This is a genomic window from Neobacillus jeddahensis, from assembly GCF_000612625.1.
Lineage (GTDB): Bacteria > Bacillota > Bacilli > Bacillales > Cytobacillaceae > Neobacillus > Neobacillus jeddahensis.
In genome coordinates this window covers 103,288-117,118 of the sequence record NZ_CCAS010000001.1, presented here as the reverse complement: position 1 = coordinate 117,118, position 13,831 = coordinate 103,288, and the positions used below count along the sequence as shown (strand labels likewise).

12 protein-coding genes are annotated in these 13,831 nt (G+C 40.1%); 1 reads left to right on the top strand and 11 read right to left on the bottom strand.

All coding sequences use genetic code 11. The annotated features are described in order from the left end of the window. Nucleotides 1-144: 144 nt before the first annotated feature. The 4 genes from TY15_RS00490 to TY15_RS00475 form a co-directional block, all read right to left on the bottom strand. Nucleotides 145-915 carry a LytR/AlgR family response regulator transcription factor gene (locus TY15_RS00490; protein ID WP_040209032.1) on the bottom strand — a complete coding sequence of 257 codons (771 nt, stop codon included), beginning with the start codon at nt 913-915 and terminating at the stop codon, nt 145-147. Beyond that, nucleotides 912-2,573 (bottom strand): sensor histidine kinase, encoded by a 1,662-nt coding sequence (locus TY15_RS00485; RefSeq protein WP_040209034.1) that lies wholly within the window; start codon nt 2,571-2,573, stop codon nt 912-914. Before TY15_RS00485 ends, TY15_RS00490 begins: the two co-directional genes overlap by 4 nt. A gap of 179 nt (nt 2,574-2,752) precedes the next feature. Beyond that, on the bottom strand, nt 2,753-3,781 hold the full coding sequence (locus TY15_RS00480) for a DUF3231 family protein (protein WP_040209035.1): 1,029 nt from the start codon (nt 3,779-3,781) through the stop codon (nt 2,753-2,755). A gap of 121 nt (nt 3,782-3,902) precedes the next feature. Continuing rightward, nucleotides 3,903-4,325, bottom strand: a complete 423-nt coding sequence (locus tag TY15_RS00475; protein WP_040209036.1) for a DUF1801 domain-containing protein — start codon at nt 4,323-4,325, stop codon at nt 3,903-3,905. A 226-nt stretch (nt 4,326-4,551) separates the two neighbouring features. On the opposite strand from TY15_RS00475, the gene TY15_RS24575 reads away from it, so the two are divergent. Further along, entirely contained in the window at nt 4,552-4,728 is a 177-nt protein-coding gene (locus tag TY15_RS24575; RefSeq protein WP_179301866.1) for a hypothetical protein, read from the top strand. A 123-nt stretch (nt 4,729-4,851) separates the two neighbouring features. Here TY15_RS24575 and sstT read toward each other — a convergent pair whose 3' ends face one another. The 7 genes from sstT to TY15_RS00435 form a co-directional block, all read right to left on the bottom strand. After that, nucleotides 4,852-6,090 (bottom strand): serine/threonine transporter SstT, encoded by a 1,239-nt coding sequence (sstT, locus tag TY15_RS00470; RefSeq protein WP_040209037.1) that lies wholly within the window; start codon nt 6,088-6,090, stop codon nt 4,852-4,854. Nucleotides 6,091-6,442: 352 nt separating this feature from the next. Then, nucleotides 6,443-7,405 (bottom strand): S8 family peptidase, encoded by a 963-nt coding sequence (locus tag TY15_RS00465; RefSeq protein ID WP_040209038.1) that lies wholly within the window; start codon nt 7,403-7,405, stop codon nt 6,443-6,445. 726 nt (nt 7,406-8,131) lie between these two features. After that, nucleotides 8,132-8,869, bottom strand: a complete 738-nt coding sequence (locus TY15_RS00455; RefSeq protein ID WP_042373928.1) for a YwaF family protein — start codon at nt 8,867-8,869, stop codon at nt 8,132-8,134. A 180-nt stretch (nt 8,870-9,049) separates the two neighbouring features. Further along, nucleotides 9,050-9,598 (bottom strand): GNAT family N-acetyltransferase, encoded by a 549-nt coding sequence (locus TY15_RS00450; protein ID WP_040209040.1) that lies wholly within the window; start codon nt 9,596-9,598, stop codon nt 9,050-9,052. Nucleotides 9,599-9,799: 201 nt separating this feature from the next. Continuing rightward, a complete protein-coding gene (locus TY15_RS00445; protein ID WP_042373927.1) occupies nt 9,800-11,092 on the bottom strand; it encodes an MFS transporter in 1,293 nt (430 codons plus the stop codon). Between the two features lie 53 nt (nt 11,093-11,145). Beyond that, complete coding sequence (locus tag TY15_RS00440) at nt 11,146-12,321, bottom strand: M24 family metallopeptidase (protein WP_040209041.1); 1,176 nt, start codon at nt 12,319-12,321, stop codon at nt 11,146-11,148. A gap of 56 nt (nt 12,322-12,377) precedes the next feature. Then, entirely contained in the window at nt 12,378-13,820 is a 1,443-nt protein-coding gene (locus TY15_RS00435; protein WP_040209042.1) for an aldehyde dehydrogenase family protein, read from the bottom strand. Between the last annotated feature and the right edge of the window lie 11 nt (nt 13,821-13,831).

Below are 13,831 nucleotides of genomic sequence, written 5' to 3'. Positions count from 1 at the left end.
AGTAATCTCCTCTTTTCTGTCTGTATCAACATGATGATTCCTGAATCGTTATATGGTAGCTTGTCTACATCATCATCATAACATCGGAAAAAGAAAAGAAATCGTTTTCAGAACGAGATAGCTAGTTTTCGGAATGAATGGCGGTTATAGTTGCATCACTTGCTTAAACGCTTTCACCTTACTCCTGCTGACCGGAATTTCTATTGAAAGATCCTTAAGACGGAGCATATAGGTTTGGTTAAACCATGGTACAATTTCACGGATTTTCGTTAAATTGACCGTGTAGGAACGATGACAGCGAAAAAATAGATCCTCTGGTAAATGGGAATGAAATTCCGATATACTCATGGCCATGGAATACTCCTCCTGCTGTGTATAGATAAGAGTAAGCTTTTCACTCGCAGCAGCGTAATAAATATCATTCACTTCTGTGACAATAATTTTGTCGTTTTTCTTCAGATTGATTCGCTTCGAGGTTGGTGCGAAGCTTTCACCTTCTTTCCCTTCGGCTTTCTGCTTTCTTTCCGGAGGTGCTTCCCATTCCAACTGATCACGCTGAAAAGCAGATTCCAGCCTCCGTAACATCGTGGCAATCCGCTTCTCATCGTAGGGCTTTAAAATATAATCAAAGGCTTCTAGTTCAAATGCTTGTGCGGCATGCTCTTTATAGGCAGTCGTAAACACAATATAAGGCCTGTTCGTAAATTTATGGATGGTACTGGCTAACAGCATCCCATCTAGTGAAGGAATATTAATATCCAAGAAAATGACATCTGTTTCTTGCTCTTGCAAAAATTTTAACACATCGAGGCCATCATCAAAGGAATGAGTAATTTCGATTCCACTGTAGGCCTCAATTAAATACTCCAGTTCCTCTCGAGCTGGAATTTCGTCTTCGACAATAATTGCTCTCATATGCTCTCCTTTACAATATCAAAAAGAACTTCTGTCCCCGGTGACAGACGATGGATCATAATCCCTTTTCCATAGATTAACTTCACCCGCTGGTGCACATTATACAAGCCAATTTGCTTAGCAGGAACATCATCATGATATAGATGATCGATAACCTCCGCGCTAATGCCTGGACCAGTATCCTTCACACTGATTCTGACCCTATCCCCCACATCCTTGACGGCAATGGTGACTACACCTGGTCCTTTCGTTTTTAAAATGCCATGATTAATGGCATTCTCAACTAAAGGCTGGATAAGCAGACTCGGTATTCGTACATGTACTTCATCAATCTCATATTCCACCGTCAAGCGGCTGCCGAAACGAGCCTTTTCGATTTCAACATAATCACGAACTTGTTCTAGTTCTTTATGAATCTCAATGAATTCATCATTCACCTCTAAATTGTAGCGCATATACCCAGACAGATTGATAATTAATTCGCGTGCCTTGTCCGGATTCCGTCGTGTTGTCGAGGCAATCGCATTTAGGGCATTAAATAAAAAATGCGGGTTAATTTTCGTTTGGAGCGCCTTCAGCTCCGCCTTGTTGGCGGCCTCTTTAATCAGTTCAATCCGTGAAACCTCCATCAGGGTGGAGATAATTTGTGATAGACCAATTGCCATAGTCTGGAGCGAATAGGTCATCTTATAGGCTTTACGATAATAGATTTTAAGTGTTCCAGTCACCTCGCCGTGTTCCTCAAATGGTACAATCAGAAGTGAGTGAATTTGCGGGGTATAGTGATCAGCCACCTGATTGCGTATAATAAATTTCCCATTGTGGAGCGCCTCTTTGGTCAAATCACTAATAATCTCCTGTCCGATCACATATCGTTCTTCCCCAAAGCCTACATAGGCGAGCACATTATGTGTATCCGTTATCGCGACCGCATCTGCCTTAATATCATCTTTGATAATACTGCAAATCTTCCGCAACGAGTCAGCATTAATGATACGAAAATAGGGTAAGGTCTTGTTGGCAATATCTAGGGCAAGCTTCGCTTGTTTGGCCGCGATCATTTCTTTTTCCCCTTCGACACTCATGACCAGCAGGACAATGAGGCCAATGTTGACTTCTCCGGCAATCATCGGAAAGGCAATTTTTGAAACAATATCCACACCAAGTGCAAAGGGATTTGCCATTGCCAGAATCAGGAGCATGGTCAATACTTCACATGCCATTCCGGCTGCAATTCCATAAATCCAACGTAACGATCTTTTTACCCTTCGATTAATATAGCCTGAGACAATTCCAGCAATAATACTTGTAATTAGACAGGGAATCGATGTGATTCCACCAATATCAATTAAATAACGATGCACACCGGATACGATACCTGTAATAATACCGACCCAGGGGCCAAATAAGATTCCCCCTGAAACAACAGCAATAATCCTAACATTCACAAGGGAACCTTCCACATTAATTCCAGAATAGGTTCCAAAAATCGCAAATAAACAAAACACAAGCGTAATGATGATCCGCTCGATAGGAGAATGACGATCCTTTTGCAGCGATTCCTTAAATCGAGGAACGCGAATCATAAAAAATAAACAAATCAACAGCAAGGCTGCCCGTTCGAATAAATGAATAAGCATTTCTAATGTAGTATTCATCTGGTGTTCCTCTCATATGCTCTATTTTATGTACCGCTTAACTGGATAGTTAATGCCTAGACTATTTTACCAAAATTATTAATATATTATGGTAAAAAATAAGAAAAGAGTTGATTCTTAGAAAACTAAGGACCAACTCATAGCTCCATTTACTAATGTTATATTGTGAAGGCTTCCACTTATTTCTTACTGTCAAGGATTTCGTCTTTCCCTTTCGACAATGCTCTGCGATCACTGGCCTTTGGCGGTTCTTCCATCCAGCCATTTTCAATCATGAGGTTCGCTCCATCTTCTGCATACCGTACGAGTTCGCTCGTTAGCCCAATATATTTTGCACCAAGATCATGTCTTGCTGTTACACTTAAGGCTGTCCCATAAAAGGCAACGGCTATTTGCGTCGATAACTGAATTTGATACATGATGAATTTATCTGAAAAAGTGGAAGTCGTTGAATCCGTTACCTGAGATTGCCAAGAAATGGGTGAATTTAATTTTTCTTCGCGAAAAATTTGTTCGAAGGTCGCAATATGTTTATTTGTTATCTCCATACCTCTTTTTATATATTGCCGCACTTTGTTAGAAGCTGCCACCTGGCTAAAACCAAGCTTTAGGGCTACGTGGAGGTGCATTTTGTTCATATTAAACGTAATATCGCCAATCTCCATCGCTGTTAACGGACGTCGTTCCCCAAACCATCCGGTTAAAAAACTCTCTTTTTTTACAAAATCTGTTGCAACAGCTGGCATAATCACAGGTGCTCGAGAATAAATGCCCTTCGTAAGCATCGTCTCCATCGTTTTATCAAATAATTGCATTGTCTCCGTATTACAATGGATGAAGTAGCTTCGTAGATCTGCTCGAACAGAGGTACCAACAGAGAGAGAATATCCTGTCAGTCCTTGAATCGACATAATATACATATAGTAAAGGTAGAACGGATCCTGGAACAGACGGGGCGCACGAATGTTTACATCCTCTTTGGATAAACCATGTGGAATGGGTAAGCCCTCACCCTTTAGGAACTCTTTTACCTGTTGAACATGTCGTTCCGAAAGTTCAAGAGCAATCTGATAAATTTCAATAGTATCTTGGTCTTCTACGTGTTCAAGTGCATATTTAATAAAGCAGATGGACATCGTATCAAACATATATTGAGTCCAAAGACTAGAAATCTCCGGGGCAGTTAATGGTATACGGGTTGGTTCCATATCACTCTTCCTTTACATAATATGGCTATATTTTACCCTTTCTTACCAAAGTTATTCCGGAATAATGTTTTATGAGTCCGTCATTTTAAAAAAAGTAAGAGCCAAATGCCCCCCTCCAGGATTATGGCTTTGGATACGTTTTATTTAGATAGGTGATGGTTTCGGTTATGAATGCCTTTAATAAATCCACATCGATGTCGGCTAGTTTATTGATGTATACACAGCCTTTTCCTGCGGTGTGCTTGCCAAACGATTGTAACAATTCATCCCGTTTCTGGGCATCTGTGGTAAAGTACAAACTGGTTTTTGCCTTGCGTGGAGAAAACCCAACAAGCGGTGCATCCCCTTCGTGCCCAGAAGCATATTTGTAATGATACGAACCAAATCCGATAATACTTGGGCCCCACATCTTGGCCTGAAAACCGGAAGTTTCAGTAAAAATATCTAATAGCTTATAAGCATCCTCCCGTTTTTTGAGGTTGTCCACTTTTTCGATAAACTCAATGACATCATTGTTAGTTTCTTTCGTCTTTAACTCGTACATCGTTCGGATCTCTCCTTTATTATGGAATAGGATAAAAAATAACTTACCTAAATAGTACTATATTTACAGGTAAAAACGAAGGATGATCCTCTGTCAATCTCTGAAACCAATCGATACAAGCATTCTTCCCAAGCACCAACTAATGATGAAATTGCTTTTCCCTGTAATGATTATCACAGCGTGATCCTCACCCATTTCTTATAGTAATAGGTGGAGGTGGATTCTTATGAAAGTATTTTATCCTATGAAATCGACGTTTGATGTAAAGGAAATCAAGGAAACGCTCAAACCATTTGGCGGTCGTTGTGCCAAGATTGTGGATGGGACACTCGAATACCAAATAAAAGAAGAAAACGAACAGGATGCACATGTTTGTTTACAAGAAAAAGGATATATCGACTAAAGCCAGGAGTTTAATTCCCGGCTTTTTTCATTGTGGAAACCTTGCTTGGAATAAATGAATTGATTTATAAATCTACCTAAAAAATAGCGAAAGCCCTCTATCACTGATAGTGGGCTTTCTTCATTATGAAGCTTTTTGGATATTAATAGTTTTTCCTTCTTTACGCAACTTCTTAAATTCAGCTGTTGCCGTAAAAAGGACGTCTGTGGATGAGTTAAGGGCCGTTTCAAAAGAGTCTTGTAAAACCCCAATAATAAAGCCTACTCCCACTACCTGCATGGCAACATCATTTGGAATCCCGAATAAGCTGCAGGCTAGCGGAATCAATAAGAGCGAACCACCGGCTACACCTGAGGCACCGCAAGCACATACCGCTGATAAAACACTAAGGATGATCGCTGTCCCAATATCCACTTGAATGTCAAGGGTATGTACCGCTGCAAGAGTCAATACAGAAATGGTGACTGCTGCACCTGCCATATTAATGGTAGCACCTAGTGGAATCGAAACAGAGTAAGAATCCTTATCTAACTTTAATACTTCACATAATCTCATATTCACCGGAATGTTTGCCGCTGAGCTGCGTGTAAAGAATGCTGTAATACCGCTCTCCTTTAAACACTTAAATACTAGTGGATATGGATTCTGACGAATATTAACAAACACAATCAATGGATTAACGACAAGTGCCACGAAGAGCATGCAACCAAGCAATACGGTAAGTAATTTCCCATAACTTAGTAAGGATTCGATTCCATTTGTGGTAATAGAATCAATCACTAGACCCATGATCCCAAATGGCGCGAACTTGATGACCCATGTCACCATTTTAGATACTGCATCTGAGAAATTCGAGATCAACGTTTTAGTCGTATCCGAGGCATTTTTCAACGCTAAACCAAGTAGAATCGCCCATGCTAATATCCCGATATAGTTGGCATTATAAATGGCTTTAGCCGGATTATCGACCACATTTAGGAGTAATGCTTTGAGAACCTCAATGACACCTCCAGGAGCCGCCAACTCATCCGCACCCTTGGCAAGGGAGATTGTGACCGGAAAAATAAAGCTGACGATGACAGCAACTAATCCAGCTAAGAAGGTGCCAAGTAGGTATAGGAAAATAATCGATTTCATATTCGTTTGGTGACCCTTTTTGTGTTGAGCGATCGCAGACATAACTAAGAAGAGAACCAATACAGGTGCAATGGCTTTTAATGCACCGACAAATAAGGAACCTAGGATGACGATAGGTTTTGCAACCTCTGGAATGACAACGGCCAGAATGATCCCTATAATCAAACCGACAATGATTTGTTTCACTAAACTCACTTGATTCCATTTTCTGAAGAGATTTTTCAAAGATTGATCCCCCTATTATAAGATATAATTTCAACATAACTTTTCAAATAACGTTTTTGCTAGGTGTTGCACAATCCCTTCAGCGATGGATGCCAGACTATACCGACAGCCACTACAAAAGCTTTACTAATATTAATATATTATAGGGAATATTTAGATATATTACAACGGTATAATTTTTCTTTAAATATAATTTCATAGAACTGTGAAGAGGCACGCTTTAGTGACTAAATGACAGACTGGCATTCATCGAAATTTATGTTAAAATTTGCAATTCAATTCAAAGGGGGACCTTCAAATAGGAAGGTCCCCCTTTGAATTGAATTTATTTACGAAGTAAGCTCATAAGTAATTAAACCTTCAGCACTTCTGTCATAACTTTTGTATTGAAAACTTCCGCCAAATAATCCACGGCTGTCAAATACACCATCCCATTCCCTTCTAACTTAGGAGAATTACCCAATGGGACTGTTCGTTTTATTAATTGTCCATAGATTTCAGGCTCTGTTAACTCCCTCTCGAATGTTTGGTTCGAAAGAGCTTTTATAAGTGCTAACGCCCCTGATACATGTGGAGTGGCCATTGACGTTCCACTGAGCTTCGCATATTGTCCGTTTAGATAGGTTGAAAGAATATTTTCACCAGGAGCGACGAGATCCACTTCATTATTTGAATTTGTAAAATCAGATATTTGTCTGTCCAAGTTAGTGGCACCAACACTTATGACTTCATTGTAAGATCCAGGATAATCAAATTCATTCGTTGCATCCTGTCCGTCCCCTTCATTGCCGGCAGCACATACAACCAGAATATTCTGATTTACCGCCTTTTGGATGGCTTCATGTAATTCAGGAACATCTTCAGGTCCACCCAGGCTCATCGAAATGATGTCAACCTTTTGTTCAATCGCATAGTGAATACCATTAATGATCCATTCATATTGGCCCGAACCATTTTTATCAAGAACCTTGATAATGACTAGGTTTGCCTCAGGAGCAACCCCCACAACCCCACTTTGATTGAACGTGGCTGCTATCGTACCAGCAACATGGGTCCCGTGTCCATTATAATCACGATAAACTTCTTTATTGCCCTTGTCATCATTCGTGAAATTCCTTCCACCAATGATTCGCTCCTTCAAGTCGGGATGAGTCAGATCACAGCCTGTATCTAGAATGGCAACGGTCATTCCCTTCCCTTTTGTTGTTTCCCAGACTTTTGGGGACTGAATCAGTTCGACCCCTTTTGGCACCTCGGTTACTTCTTCAACCTCTGCAATCACTTGGTACGGAATCAAGCGTACTTTTCGCTCCATTATATTCCCTCCTGACAGATTTAATTGAAGCCAACCCATGCTAGTAATAATAGTTTAACAATTCTGAATCTATCAAAACAGATTCCTTTGGGGTATTTTTAGTTCCATTTTTATGTGAAAAAAGCCACCCTTCAACTTCTATTCTTAAAGAAAGTACTAGGAAGGCAGGATCAAATTGGAAAATTCGGCTATTATAAAAAGTGTTTTCATATAATATTTTTCTACAAATCGGAGAATCTCCCTTTGATTTACTGTCTTAATTTGTCCGAAAAAGGTGATTTTTTACTATTTTTTATTAAATATGGAGTTTAATGTAGATAAGTTTTATACCATGCAGGCAGGAAAAAATCCTTCCACTACAAAATAGTTAAGAAAACGGAACAGATGTCAAACGAATAAGTTGAAAGGTGGTCATGATCCCTGAGTATGGAGCTTACCCTACAACAAATCGTCGAAGGTCTACCGAAGTCTTTATTAAATGCAAGCGATAGAGATTTGGAAGGATTCCAAAAAATTATCGATGAAACAATTAAATTAAGAGAGGGTCATCGAAACCTTCAAAAGATGGTCAAAAACTTCTCAACTTCTACGATTCAGCGCAGTTAAAATACTATAATCAAAACTATTAGGAAGGGGGGTGCACCTTCTTTTCTTTTTTTACAACTATTCGAAATTTAATTATGTAAAAAAGGATGAAGTTCAATGGCTCCATCCCTTGGAAATCTCTCAACTTCCCTCGTTGCCTATATTATCTTCATCAGCTTTTTGGTTTTCTCTCCTCTTTAAAATCCCCATCGGAATATACGTAATGCCAAATACTATCAGTGCGGCAATTTCTAGATTGATATAATATATAATCCCTGTACCAAAGAATGTAAGAATCGTCTTGGTTTCAGTAGGATTTGCTAAATAAAAAAAATTCGTTCCCAGCAGTTGATTTAAGATAAAGATTGGCACAGCAATAATGTTAACAATTACATAAGTAAATAAGATAGCCTTTCGAGGAACTCTGTACCCTTCATATAGGATAAAATACAACGCGGTCAACGGAAGGATTGAATGGTGAAGAAAATATTCGATAAATCGAAAATGAGGAAATGTGTAGACCATTTCAGGTGTAACCATCGCTAAAATGGGAGGCAGAGTAGCAAAAAAATAATACAAATAAAACACTTTTTCGTTCTTTATCAAAAATAAATAGATGGCTAAAACAGTACTAATGGAACATAGCTGTAAAGGAAGATCGCTCACTTCCCATTGATTGGTTAGAATTAACCATAAGTGTGAAGATATTTCACATGCTGGTAACAAGATTAACAGTGTCCATTTTATCTTCTGCTGGTATTTTTTATGTTTTTTGCTGAAATACACTAGGGCACAACAAGCAGCTAGGAATACAATCAATACAGCTATATGGGCAGCTGAAAACAACTTGAACCCCTGCATTCCTGTAACAGTAAACATGATGTCATCACCACCTCTCGCTTTATGTCGGGGTGCTGTTATTCTAAATTGTATTCAACAATCTTTAAATCTGACACGTTAAATTAGCTGGCTTTGCATAAAAGCATGACTGAAAAGAATGCATGATAAAAGGACTTCCATTTGGAAGCCCTCAGTAATATAATTTTTATCATTTAAAAATCAATCTTTATTAGTTTGAATTTTCCCGAAAAGGATTGCGTTATAATAGGTTTCTTCTATAAAATAGTGATCCCTTAATTCTCCCTCTAACAGATAGCCATTCTTTTCGAGGATCCTCGCTGAACCAATATTAGCATCCACCACACTAGCATGGAGTTTGTGCAGCTTAAGCGATTCGAATGCGAAATCACTCATCATAGCCACACACTCAGTACCATAGCCTTTGCCCCAATGGTCTCGATGAAAAACATAGCCAATCTCTGCATGGTTTGCTTCATGGTCAAAATTGAATATCATTGCTGTCCCGATTATTTCTTGAGTTGATTTTTGCACAATGGATGCATATAAGTGAGTACCAGCTAGCTCACGATTTATCATCGTCTCAATGAGTCCAAACGTATCATCCAAACTGTTCATTAAATTCCAGCCAATAAAACGAGAAACCTCCTCATCTGATGCATAGTTATGGATTTCTTCCGCATCAGTCGTACTTAGTTCTTTAAAGAAGATATTTTTACCTTCCAATGAATGAAATAAACTTTGCTTCATAGTCTCTACACTCCCCAAACGCTCAATGTCGATTAACACTCTATCTACGAGGTTTTTAAACCTCTTCACCTACCATTACCATTGTAACAGAACTATATCATCCGCTACCTAAAAAGGTAAACCCTCTTTATTTATACAAAAAAAGTGCCTGAATTCATTCAGACACGTAAACTTTATTTATCTCTCATGACAAGTATGATCCTAAATCGCTTTATTTTCCTTATTGTTCAGTATATTCAAACTATCATTTGTTGCTATCACTGTCTTCGGTAGGAACATAATTGACACCATAGCCATTACCCCTGTTCCAATCAAGAAAAAGGCAGGCATTAGGTTATTTCCTGTTGCAGACTGCAATGATGTGATAATGAAAGGTGCACCGCCGCCAAAAATAGCTGTCGATACATTGTAAGAGATCCCATAGGCACTATTTCTCACTCGGTTTGGAAACAGCATTGGCAGTGTGGAAGGGAATACGCCAATAAACATAGCTACAATCACACTTAAAGCAAAATACCCTACCAAAGGACCTGCCGGCGATCCACTTGTCACGAAAGCGATTATGGGAATTGCCGTGAATATAGCCAATATCGCAGATACAAGTAGGAACCTCTTTCGACCAAATCGATCACCCAATGTGCCAAAAAGCGGAAAGAGAATCATCATGAACACCATTCCACTGGTTGTCACCACAAGAGATTGGAGAGTCGTTAAACCAACTTGTGTCTCGAAATAGGACGGAAGAAATGTCAATAGCGTATAGTAAGCGCCATTTGCAAAAGCTACAATAAAAAATGAGATAACGAGAGGCTTTCGAGCCGTTACGAACATTTCTTTCAATGGATTCTTTGACAATGTGTTTTCCTTCTGCATCTTGAGGAATGTCGGTGTATCATCTATTTTAGTTCGAACGTACATGCCTACCAATGCTAATGGCAAGGAACAAACAAACGGGATCCGCCATCCCCATGCTGCCATAGCATCTGCGCTAAGAGCAGATGTAAGTATGGCAACAAATATAGAGCCAATAATATAACCAAGCAATGAGCCCGATTCTAGTAAACTAGTGAATAAACCTCTGTGGTGCTTAGGCGCTGACTCATTCATAAATACAGATGCGCCAGTATATTCCCCGCCTGCGGCTAACCCTTGTGTCATCCGCATCACGATAAGTAACAATGGCGCCATGATCCCGATGGAAGTATAACTAGGGATCAAACCTATGATGGCCGTTGACCCAGACATCATCAGAATCGTCACGACTAAGATCTTCTTACGTCCCAATTTGTCGCCAATTGATCCAAAGATCAATCCTCCTAGTGGTCTAAAGAAGAATGAAATAGCAAAGATCGCAAAACCGTAAAGCAAAGCTACAGAACTACTCTCTTCTGGAAAAAATTGTGCTCCGATAATTGCTGCAGTATAACTATAAATACCGTATTCATACCATTCGACTAGATTTCCTATTGCAGTAGCCATTGTAGCCTTCTTCATCCATGCACCATCCCCTTTATTTGAAACCTCTGATTTAGAGTAGTAGCGGGAATCTATACAAATTCCTTTAAGGTCAAGTTTCTTGGCAGTTTAGCAAATGTTTCGCAGCCCGTTTCCGTGATTCTAATGGACTCACTCACTTCAAAACCGTAATCATTCAGCCATAAGCCGGGGATGAGGTGGAAGGTCATATTAGGCTGTAAAATCGTTTTATCACCTTTTCGGATACTTACGGTATGCTCTCCCCAATCTGGCGGATAGTTACAGCCCATCGAATAGCCAAGACGTGATTCTTTCACGAAACCGCTTTTCTCGATTGTTTTTCTCCATGTTTCTTCAATTTCTTCGCATACAATCCCTGGACGAATCATATTTAAGCAGGCATTGATGCCTTCTACTGCCACTTCTGAAAGGGTTTTCATTTCATCTGTTGGACTTCCAATTTGGACTGTTCGTGCAAGTGGTGAATGATACCTTTTATAACAGCCAGCTAATTCCAAAATAACGGCATCACCGTCTCGATAACGATCATCTGTCCAAGTTAAATGCGGTGTTGATGTTTTTTCTCCTGATGGCAAAAGTGGAACAATGGCTGGATAGTCACCGCCAAACTCTTCTGTACCTGTAATTTGGGTGTGATAGATCTTTGCTGCAACATCACATTCTCTAACACCTTCTTGAATCATCTCAATCCCTGCCGTCATTGCCTTTTCAGCAATAATTGCTGCTCGTTTCATATATTCGATTTCGGTATCTGATTTGATGAGACGAACCCAATTCACGAGCAAAGTAGCATCATGAAAGGAAGCATTTGGCAGACCTTTCTTAAGCTGCTCATAGCATTTCGCGGTAAAATAATAGTTTTCCATTTCCACCCCGATGGAGCGGCTATCTTGGCCAATTTCTTTTAAAATTCCTGCAACAAAATCCATTGGATGCTTGGCGTCGGAATGGATGTACTCATCAGAATATGGGATAATATTGTCACGGTAAAGCCAAGTAGTGACTTTAGCTGCATTTGCATCCATTTCTCTCCCAATCCACATTGGCTGGTCCTCATCAATAATAAGAACTAGCATTTGATGGACGTAAAACGACCACCCGTCATAACCTGATAGATAATTCATATTGGCAGGATCTGTAATGAGAAGGACTTCAATCCCCTTTTGCATCATCCGCTCTTTTGTTTTACGAATTCTCTCTTTATACTCATATGTTGAAAATGACATGAGCCCATTCCCTCCCTAGACTTTTTTATTAACTGGATACACGATTCACACTTAACCTATCGGGCTGATAACTTGAAGCAGACCACTTTTGGTTCGGTCATTTCCTGAATAGCGAATTTTATTCCTTCTCTTCCTAAACCGGATTTTTTCACTCCGCCAAACGGCATGGCATCGATTCGATAGTCACTGCTGTCATTGATCATAATGCCACCAACATCCAATTGGTCAATGGCTTGATGAGCAGCGTCAATGTTTTTTGTGAAGATCCCTGCCTGTAGACCATAGTCAACACTATTTGATTTTGCAATCGCATCATTTAAATCCTCTACAGGATAAAGAAGGACGACCGGACCAAAAATTTCTTCTTTTGCAATTCGGCTACTGTCCGGAACATTTGTTAGCACTGTTGGTGAATAAAAGGCGCCATTGCGCTCTCCGCCTGTAAGTAATTTCGCACCCTTTGCTATGGCCTCATCGACCATTTTTTCCACACGAATCGCTTCTTTTTCTGTTATCAGCGGTCCCATGTCCGTTTCTAACGATTGTTTGTCACCCACGCAGTACTGTTCCGTCCGTAAGATAAAATCTTTTTGAAATTGCTCCATTATGCTTTCCTGTATATAAATCCGTTGTACGCCGAGACAATTTTGCCCCGCTGCCCAAAATGAGCCTGATACGGATGATTCAACTGCATCCTTGAGATCCGCATCTTCCAATACAATAACGGGTGAGTTCGACCCAAGCTCCATACTAATCTTCTTTAAGCCAGCTTTACGGACAATTTCTTCTCCTGCTTCCAAGCCTCCAGTGAAGCTGATCATCCGAATCGCAGGATGGGTGACGAGAACATCACCAATCTCACGGCCATGGCCTGTAATAACCGATAAGACTTTTGGCGGAAGACCGGCATGTGAGAAGGCTTCAGCGAGCAATAGCGCACTTAGTGGTGTGACCGTTGCCGGCTTCACAATAATAGCATTGCCTGTCGCGATCGCAGGTCCAACTTTATGCGCGACAAGATTTAACGGATCATTAAAAGGAGTGATCGCAGCGATAATCCCAATTGGAAAGCGATAGTAATAACCAACGCGATTTTCACCACCCGACATTTGATCAAAGGAAAGTGTCTCGCCATTAATTCTCCTTGCTTCCTCCGCACTAATTCGCAGTGTTTGAATACATCTTGCTGCTTCTTTTCTTGCTTCGCGAATGGTTTTGGATCCTTCCTTGCTGATGATCAAGGCATACTTTTCTTGATTTTCTTCAATATAATCGGCCGCTCCATTGATGACTTTGATTCTTTCGTGCACCGACATGGCTGCCGCAATCTTTGCCCCTTCTTTTGCTTCCTCAATACAGTGAAGCATATCTTCTTTAGTAGCCGCAGGTACCGTATCAAGTAAGCTATTATCTTGAGGGTCACGCACTTCGATGACCTCATGACGTCCTATCCATTTACCGCCAATCAACATCTTTTGTCCTTTCAAAATAACTGTCATCTATTTCCCGC

Bases quoted from the DNA above. Each gene is read 5' to 3' on its own strand.
- TY15_RS00485 (WP_040209034.1), bottom strand. From the start codon at position 2,573: ATGAATACTACATTAGAAATGCTTATTCATTTATTCGAACGGGCAGCC.
- TY15_RS00450 (WP_040209040.1), bottom strand. From the start codon at position 9,598: ATGAAGCAAAGTTTATTTCATTCATTGGAAGGTAAAAATATCTTCTTT.
- TY15_RS00435 (WP_040209042.1), bottom strand. From the start codon at position 13,820: ATGACAGTTATTTTGAAAGGACAAAAGATGTTGATTGGCGGTAAATGG.
- TY15_RS00440 (WP_040209041.1), bottom strand. From the start codon at position 12,321: ATGTCATTTTCAACATATGAGTATAAAGAGAGAATTCGTAAAACAAAA.
- TY15_RS00455 (WP_042373928.1), bottom strand. From the start codon at position 8,869: ATGTTTACTGTTACAGGAATGCAGGGGTTCAAGTTGTTTTCAGCTGCC.
- TY15_RS00475 (WP_040209036.1), bottom strand. From the start codon at position 4,325: ATGTACGAGTTAAAGACGAAAGAAACTAACAATGATGTCATTGAGTTT.
- TY15_RS00465 (WP_040209038.1), bottom strand. From the start codon at position 7,405: ATGGAGCGAAAAGTACGCTTGATTCCGTACCAAGTGATTGCAGAGGTT.
- TY15_RS00490 (WP_040209032.1), bottom strand. From the start codon at position 915: ATGAGAGCAATTATTGTCGAAGACGAAATTCCAGCTCGAGAGGAACTG.
- TY15_RS00445 (WP_042373927.1), bottom strand. From the start codon at position 11,092: ATGAAGAAGGCTACAATGGCTACTGCAATAGGAAATCTAGTCGAATGG.
- TY15_RS00480 (WP_040209035.1), bottom strand. From the start codon at position 3,781: ATGGAACCAACCCGTATACCATTAACTGCCCCGGAGATTTCTAGTCTT.
- TY15_RS24575 (WP_179301866.1), top strand. From the start codon at position 4,552: ATGAAAGTATTTTATCCTATGAAATCGACGTTTGATGTAAAGGAAATC.